The sequence below is a fragment of the Dubosiella muris genome (assembly GCF_004793885.1).
In the GTDB taxonomy this organism is placed as follows: Bacteria; Bacillota_I; Bacilli_A; order Erysipelotrichales; family Erysipelotrichaceae; genus Dubosiella; species Dubosiella muris.
Map to the genome: position 1 here is coordinate 1 of NZ_SRYG01000043.1, position 7,607 is coordinate 7,607.

The window sequence follows — 7,607 nt, forward strand, 5'->3', positions numbered from 1 at the left end:
CGTTTTGGGCGCTGCATCCAAGCTCGATCATTGTTTTCTGGGCGAGAATGACAAGGGTGGACAGCATTTCGCCGCTTTCCTGCGTTAAATCTTTCTTTTCCTGGCTCCAGGACTTCTTCTCCTGGTTCCAGGATTTCTTTTCCAGATCCCAGATCTTCTTTTCCGCCATAAACTGTTTTTTTGCTTCCAAAATGCCTTCTCTTCTTCCGCGTTCTTCAATATGGGCGATTACACTGGACATCGTAACAACTCCTTTCTGTTCATAAAATTTAAACTGTTCAATAAATTGGTAGAGCGCTTTCTTCAAGTCGCCATCTTTCGAAAAGGCGGCCAGCGTCATCAGCGTTTCTTCTACGTTTTCCATCGACCACTCCGTGGGCGGGTCGTATGTCTTTCCGCCACTTTCTCGCATTTGTCTACAGTAATCCGCGACAAAGCGAAAGTCGCTATGGATCGACGCGATCTTTCCACGATCCCAACAAGCGATATTTTCTATGTTTATTTTATAATCACTCAGGAAGGGTTGCAAGTATGGATAGGCGTCGTATCGAAACAACTGTCGAAAAGACTTTGGTTTCCAAACATAAGGACCGTAATGAAGGGTAAAAATAACGCAAGGGATGAGGCACTCCAATGGAAAGTCGGGATCCTTGTTTTTGCGCGTCGCGCGAATTTGGCGAATCTGCCACAAAAACACGGCTGCCATATAGCAGAAGATCCGAACCGGCATCAACCAATCCGAATGTGTCTGGTTTTCGAAACAAAAAAGAAAAGGGAGGTTGTGTTTCGAACCAAGAACGATTGCCCCTACATCATGATAAAGCGGATGAAGGCGACGATTGAAAAAAAGTGCGCAGAGAAATCAAGATAGCGAATTTGTTCGGGCTGAATAACGTTTTTGTTGTCAAAAAGGAGGAGATTCACCAAGGAAGCGAATACAGCCGGAACACGCAAAAGATCTTTTTCACATAAATCTTTGTTGGGCATGAAAAGTTGGTTTCCTTTCGTTGGGTGGATAAAATTATTTGAAAAACCATCTAAATGGAATAAAAAAATAAATAGATGAATTGGTTTGAAACGTTTCTTCCAGATTATAACAATTCAATTCTGCAAAATCAAATTCAAAATACACCTTGAAAGAACTACGTCTAATACATTATCTTCACGACAAACATGAAAAAAACATTGCGCGTCAACACAATGTTTTTTTTCGCAGAGTTCTATACTAAGCGAACATATTTTAGCACAAAAACTTCCATAAAATAAACCCGATTCTCACAAAATGTTATAGAAATAGAAAGAAATTTTGGTGAATTATCAAGATATACTGACTGTTTTACCGTATTATTTCTCTTTTTCGATTTATAAGCCGTCAAAATTCGAGTCAAAATCTACAAACTTTAAAAAGGATTGCATTCCTTTCTCGCTTGTTTTCTTCTCTCTTTTTCAAAAAAAAAATCACAAAACGAATGGTTTGGAAAGAAAATGGAACCATGGTTTTCTGGAAAAATGAAGCGAATGATTTATTTTTTTGTGCCAATAACGAATTCTGTCAAAAAAACACAATTAATCATTAAAAAAGTTTAAGCCGTCAAAATTCGAGTCAAACATTTGGAAAAGCGGAAAAAACGTTTTTCCTAAAGGAAATGGAGAAAGAGTTTCACAGAGTATAGAACTCTGCGAAAACGACAGAGATTCCATCACTGGCTTGAAAGGGCGAGGTGATGACAATGCGTAAAGAAGATTGGACCGGCCATCGCTTTGGAAGTCTAACCGTCATTCGAAAGACGGAAGAGAAAAAGCGGGGAAACACGCTATGGGCTTGCCGGTGCGATTGCGGAAAGACCATTTTACTGGAAGGGTACAAGATCCGGCGTGAACTCGTGAAGAGTTGCGGATGTTCAAGAAAGTATAAAAACACAAAAGACTTGAAGGGAAAGAAGATCGGCAAGCTGACCGTGCTGAACCGGCTCGATCAAAAGAAAGGATCTTGCTATTTGTGGAAATGCCAATGCGAATGCGGCAACGTCATTTTGGTGGCGACGAATCACTTGACTGGAAAAAATCCGACACGAAGCTGTGGCTGCGAGCGAAAGGGCGCGCAAGTCGATTTAAAGGGAAAGCGTTTTGGCAAACTAACAGCGATCCATCCAACGGATCGTCGCGATCATGGCAGCGTCGTCTGGACTTGCCGGTGCGATTGTGGCAACGAAACGGAAGTGGCTGCCAATTTGCTGACAAGCGGAAATACGCAAAGCTGCGGCTGTTTGCAAACTGAAAAGGAAGGGCCAGGATCGTACATGCACTATATCGACCACACTTGTGTCGAGGTGCTGCGTTCCAAAACGGTACGGAAAGACAACTCGAGCGGATGCACGGGCGTGCGAAAACAAAAAGGAAAGTGGATCGCCCAAATCAATTTTCAGAAAGTGAAATATTATTTAGGCTCGTTTGAAACGAAAGAAGAAGCGATTCGGGTTCGAAAGAAAGCGGAAGGACTGCTTCACGACGGATTCGTCGCCTGTTTCGAACAATGGAAAAAGAAAGCGAACGAAGATCCGGCATGGGGAAAAAGCCATCCTCTCCACGTGCTTGTGGAAGGGAGCGGTCCCGAGGATTTTGAGCTGACAACAAATTAAACAAGGGATGAGATATGAAGCAAAAAGGGAATCAAAACAAGGAACGGACGGTTCCACCGCTCGAATTGCTCGAGAAGGAACGTGACCGTCTTCGACATCATAAAAACTATCGTTCAACATTGCGCAGTATGGTGGGCGTGCTCATCGTCGTTTCTGCAATCGCCATTCTGGTCGCGACTTTATGGCTGCCAGTCCTCCGGATTTATGGAACGAGCATGACCCCCACTTTAAAGGCGGGCGATATCGTTCTCACATCCAAAGGAAGCAGCTTTAACACGGGCGACGTGGTGGCGTTCTACTACAACAATAAAATTCTTGTCAAACGCGTCATCGCCGGGCCAGGCGACTGGGTGTATATCGACGACGACGGCAACGTGTTCGTCAATGGCGAAGAGCTCAACGAGCCTTATGTCAAAGAAAAGGCGCTGGGCGAAACCGATCTCGAGTATCCGTATCAGGTACCCGAAAAGCGCTGGTTCGTCATGGGCGACCATCGCAGCGTATCGCTCGATTCCAGAACGAGAGCCATCGGACCTGTCGCCGAGGAAATGATTGTAGGAAAGCTGAACATGAAAGTTTGGCCGTTGAACGAAATGGGAGGAATCTAGAAAGGAAACGGTTATGAAGGAAAATAAGAAAAAAAGATCCTGGAAACGGGTCGTGTCGATTCTAAGCGGTATCGTCGTCTTTTGCACGACCTACGCCCTGATATTGCCAGCCGTGACGATGAGCAAGGAAACGTATTGCGGCAAGGAAGCGCATGTTCACACCGAAGCTTGCTATCGGTCGCAAACCCCGCTTTGTGGAAAAGAAGAGGGAGAACCAAACGAAGGTCATGTGCACGATGAAACGTGCTACGAGCTCGTAAAAACAGAAAACCTTCTTTGTGAATTGGAAGAAAACGACGAACACCTTCATAGCGACGAATGTTATGAATGGATTCGTTCCGATCATTTGATTTGCCAGCAAGAAGAGGCAAAAGCAAGCGAGGGTCACACGCATACAGACGAGTGCTACAAGAGCGAAGAGCTTCAATGCGGCAAGGAAGAGCATGAGCACACAAGAATTTGTGAGTCCAACAAAGAAGACGTGGAAGATCCAGCCGATTGGGATGAAGCGTATAAAGAACTAGCAAGCGAAGAGGACGCCAAAACAAGGATCCTGACCGTCGCCAAAAACGAGCTGGGAACTAAGGAAAACAAAAACAACTTCGAAATCGACGAAGAAGAAAAAGAGCACTACTACACAAGGTACGGTCATCTCTATGAAGACCAGTATGGTGACTGGAACAACTACTTTACTGGCTACGTTTTGAAATACGCCAACGTCCAAATGGGCTATGACAAAGACGTGGACAAGTGGAACACCAAGACGGCAAAAGACCAATCCAGAGATTGGGAAAAGGTCGAAGAAGGCAATGTTGTTTTCTTCCAGAATGAAAAAGATGAATTAGAAACAGGAATTGTCACAACAATAAATAGAGATCAAAAAGAAGTGAAAGCCATCGCAGGCGATGTGGAGGGCGAAGTCAAGGAAATCGTCATCAAGGGAGATAAAATCCAGGGCTTCTTAAACGACGTCATTACGATCGAGGAGTTTGATGCGCCATTGGCTGGAACCGAAAGCGAAGAAAAGATCGAGTACACTTGGGAAGATGAAGACACTTTCATTCGCGTTTTGACCGACAAGGACACATTCAAAAATAAACATGTAATCCTACAAGTTAAAAAACTGGATCCACAATCCGAAGAGTTTCAGGAGGCTAAATCTTTAATTAATAAAGTGGAAAGTGAAAACGAATTTGCTTGGGATATTTATTTTATGAACGAGAAGAACGGAAAAGAAATCGAACCGGAGAAACCAATCCAAATTATTTTGACATTCAAAGACAGTGAGCAAAACTTCTGGCTCGACACCAAAACAACCGAAATCACCCACATCAAAGAGTTGGAAGATGGAGAGAAAGTACCAGAAGAAGTCGATCAAACCATTCAAGAGGAAGACAGGGAAGGCTACATTGATTCACATATCTTTTCCCTTGATAGTTTGAGTGTGGTATTTGCTAATACGTCAAATGTAAAAGGAGAAACATTAACTCCAACCTCTCATATTCAAGTCGAGAAGCAGTTTTATGGGTTGGAGAATCCAGAATCAGTTTTACCTGATTTTAAGGTAGAGGTAGCAGATCAAACCTTTATATTAAACGAAGCGAATAAAATTAATTCAACTACTGAGGGTATAACTGGAAATTGGATTTGGAGAACAGCCCCCTTAGAGGGTGGAACTTATAGTGTTTCCGAGTCTGGATTAGAAGCAAAAGGGTATACGCTTGCTGAAGTGCGTATAAATGGAGAGCCAATTTCTATTAATAATATTGATGGGCAAATCAAAGTACCTGATGTTACTTTGAAAGATCCAGAAATTAATTTAACTGGGTTTAAATGGGATACTCCGAATGCTAATAAGGAATGGGATTTATCTGAAGGAAAATTAGCTATACTTGTTCAATCTGGTAAAGATTATGTCATTGTTGTATCAAAATCTGAATTAGGGAAATCGGTACAGAATGTGATTAGCCAGAAAATAATTGAGGCTAAGGATCATGGTGTAAACATTACTCAAAAAAATCAAATCCAATTTTATAGTATTCCTGAAGAACAATGGAAAAATAATGTAACATTTGATGTTCAAGATTCTACGGGAACCAATATTGCAAGTATGAATTGGACCGGTGGAACAGAAAAAATAAAATTTTCTGATAAGGGAGGCAGTAAGTGGAATAAAGTAATGCTTAATGCAGGATATGAAATCAAAGGCAATATTTCTGGCATCCTGATTGAAAACCATTACAAAAAAGACACAATCAACTTTTCTTTACTGAAAACAGTAAAAGACCAGATGGATGCAGGGAATCCAACTGGATTAGCAAATGCTAAATTTGCTTTAAAGAAAGCTAATAGTACCAATGCATCCACTTTTGAAGACTATTTAACTTTTAAGACAGATGAGAATGGTCGACCAACAGAAATTAAAAATTCAACGGGAGGAGTTGCTGAATTAAAAATAGAAATTGGGCAATTATATCAGCTTGTCGAAACGACGCCTCCAGCAGGATACATCACGATGACAGAGCCTTTGGTTTTTAAAGTTATATTTGTGGAAAATGTAGGCTACAAAGTAGTCGGAAGTAACGGTCAAGAAATAAATGACGATAACTTTAAAATAACGGTTAATCAGCAAGGTGTTGATATTGTTGTTGGAAATACAGCAGGCCAATCCCTACCAAACACCGGAGGAGCCGGTACTCAATTATTTACATTCAGCGGAGGAGCAATCATAGCTGCATCCAGCTTAATGTACGGATACAAAAAGAGGTCGAAAAGAAACAAGACTGGGAAAGGAGGAAAGTAACAAGTAAGGGGAGCCTCTGATCCTAGACCTCTTTAGAGGGGTTGTATTCGTGATATATACGATTCTTTAACGGTTTGTATGGGAAGAAAGTGAAGGAAGGAAAAAGATCTTTTTTCCTAGCTGACATGGAACAAAAAGATTTAAAGATAAGAAAGGAAAACATAAATTATGAAATCTTTAAAGAAACTTTTATCTATCTTTGCGGCGTTCATGATGGTTGTCGGATTGACGGCGGCGAATGTGAAAGCGGCGGATGGCGATACTCCTTCTAATGGATCAATTACAATTGAAAATCCTAGAGAAGGACAAACGTATACTGCATATAAATTTTTTTCTACAACCTATACCAGCGATAAATCATCTTATGCTTATACGATTAGTAGTGACGATGCTTGGTATAACGATGTCCAAGAATATAGCGCAAAAGAAAATTCAGGGTTAGTACTTACAGCGACTACAAATTCCAAAGAATTTAAAATTACTATTGATGATAAGACGTTCAATCCTTCTAAATTTTCTGCATTCTTGAAAACAAAGTTAACAGGAAAAACTGGAACTCAATTGATAGCACAAACAAATGGAACAGTCAAAGCTGAAAACCTTCCATTAGGTTATTATTTTGTAAGTAGTACAACGGGATCTCTTTGCAATTTAACAACAACTGATCCATCTGCAGATATTCAAGATAAAAACGATGTCCCATTTGAAAAAAATTTAGATGAGGGGCAAACAGAAAATGTTGCAATCGGTGATACGGTTAACTACGTTATTACAGCAAATATTCCTGTAACAGATGGCTTTGAAAACTATACATATAATGTTAGCGACTCTATGTCAGATGGATTGACTTTTAATTTTGACAGTATCGAAGTATTTGTTGGAGGAACCAAGATCATCACGGGATATAGTTCTCAAAAAGTAGGTAATGGCTTTAAATTAACTTTTGATATGAAGTCTTTGCAACAATATAAATTACAAACTCTAACGATTAAATATAACGCAACAGTTAATGAAAAAGCAGTAGCGGATGTAGAAACAAATAAAGCAAGTCTTGAGTACACAAACGATCCAAATCAACAGCCAAACAAAACGCCAGATAAAGTGGTAAAAGTTTATACAGCTAAGATTGTAGTAAATAAGAAAATTGATGATGCCAACAGTGGAAAACCATTAGCAGGTGCTGGATTTGTATTGATCAATAACAATGACAATGATGAAAACAAAGGTAAATATTATCAATTAAGTGAAGATGGTAAAACTGTTAATTGGGTCGATAATATTGAAGAGGCAACTGAATATATTACCGAAGTTACAGAGGGAAAAGCCCAAGTTCAATTTGTTGGCTTAAAAGCTGGTAGTTATTTACTTCATGAGAAAACAACTCCAGCAGGCTATAATACATTGACTGCAGATCAACCTATCACGATTACAGTGGGAAAAGATAATGCGGGAAATATTATTGAAGCTGATTTAACAGAAGAAACTACTGTAGTGAATACAACGGGTGCTCAACTCCCATCCACAGGTGGTATGGGTACGACGATGCTCTACGTAGCT

At 40.5% G+C, this 7,607-nt stretch carries 6 protein-coding genes; 4 read left to right on the forward strand and 2 right to left on the reverse strand.

From position 1 onward, the window contains the following. Positions 1–412 (reverse strand): hypothetical protein (locus tag E5336_RS12115; protein ID WP_277820870.1); only part of this gene is annotated, 412 nt, incomplete at its 3' end. Between the two features lie 395 nt (positions 413–807). Then, positions 808–987, reverse strand: coding sequence for a hypothetical protein (locus tag E5336_RS12480; RefSeq protein WP_168353671.1), 180 nt, complete (start codon positions 985–987; stop codon positions 808–810). Between the two features lie 743 nt (positions 988–1,730). Between E5336_RS12480 and E5336_RS12125 the strand changes: the two genes are divergently transcribed. From E5336_RS12125 to E5336_RS12140, 4 genes are all read left to right on the forward strand, one after another. Further along, a complete protein-coding gene (locus E5336_RS12125) occupies positions 1,731–2,639 on the forward strand; it encodes an AP2/ERF family transcription factor (protein WP_135981367.1) in 909 nt (302 codons plus the stop codon). A 14-nt stretch (positions 2,640–2,653) separates the two neighbouring features. Then, positions 2,654–3,247, forward strand: coding sequence for a signal peptidase I (lepB, locus tag E5336_RS12130; RefSeq protein WP_135981368.1), 594 nt, complete (start codon positions 2,654–2,656; stop codon positions 3,245–3,247). A gap of 13 nt (positions 3,248–3,260) precedes the next feature. After that, complete coding sequence (locus E5336_RS12135) at positions 3,261–6,050, forward strand: SpaA isopeptide-forming pilin-related protein (protein WP_135981370.1); 2,790 nt, start codon at positions 3,261–3,263, stop codon at positions 6,048–6,050. 168 nt (positions 6,051–6,218) lie between these two features. Then, a partial coding sequence (locus tag E5336_RS12140) for an isopeptide-forming domain-containing fimbrial protein (protein ID WP_135981369.1) occupies positions 6,219–7,607 on the forward strand: 1,389 nt, incomplete at its 3' end.

What these genes read in the sequence shown, in the direction of transcription:
- E5336_RS12480 (WP_168353671.1), bottom strand. Translation starts at nt 987, where the DNA reads ATGCCCAACAAAGATTTATGTGAAAAAGATCTTTTGCGTGTTCCGGCT.
- lepB (WP_135981368.1), top strand. Translation starts at nt 2,654, where the DNA reads ATGAAGCAAAAAGGGAATCAAAACAAGGAACGGACGGTTCCACCGCTC.
- E5336_RS12135 (WP_135981370.1), top strand. Translation starts at nt 3,261, where the DNA reads ATGAAGGAAAATAAGAAAAAAAGATCCTGGAAACGGGTCGTGTCGATT.
- E5336_RS12125 (WP_135981367.1), top strand. Translation starts at nt 1,731, where the DNA reads ATGCGTAAAGAAGATTGGACCGGCCATCGCTTTGGAAGTCTAACCGTC.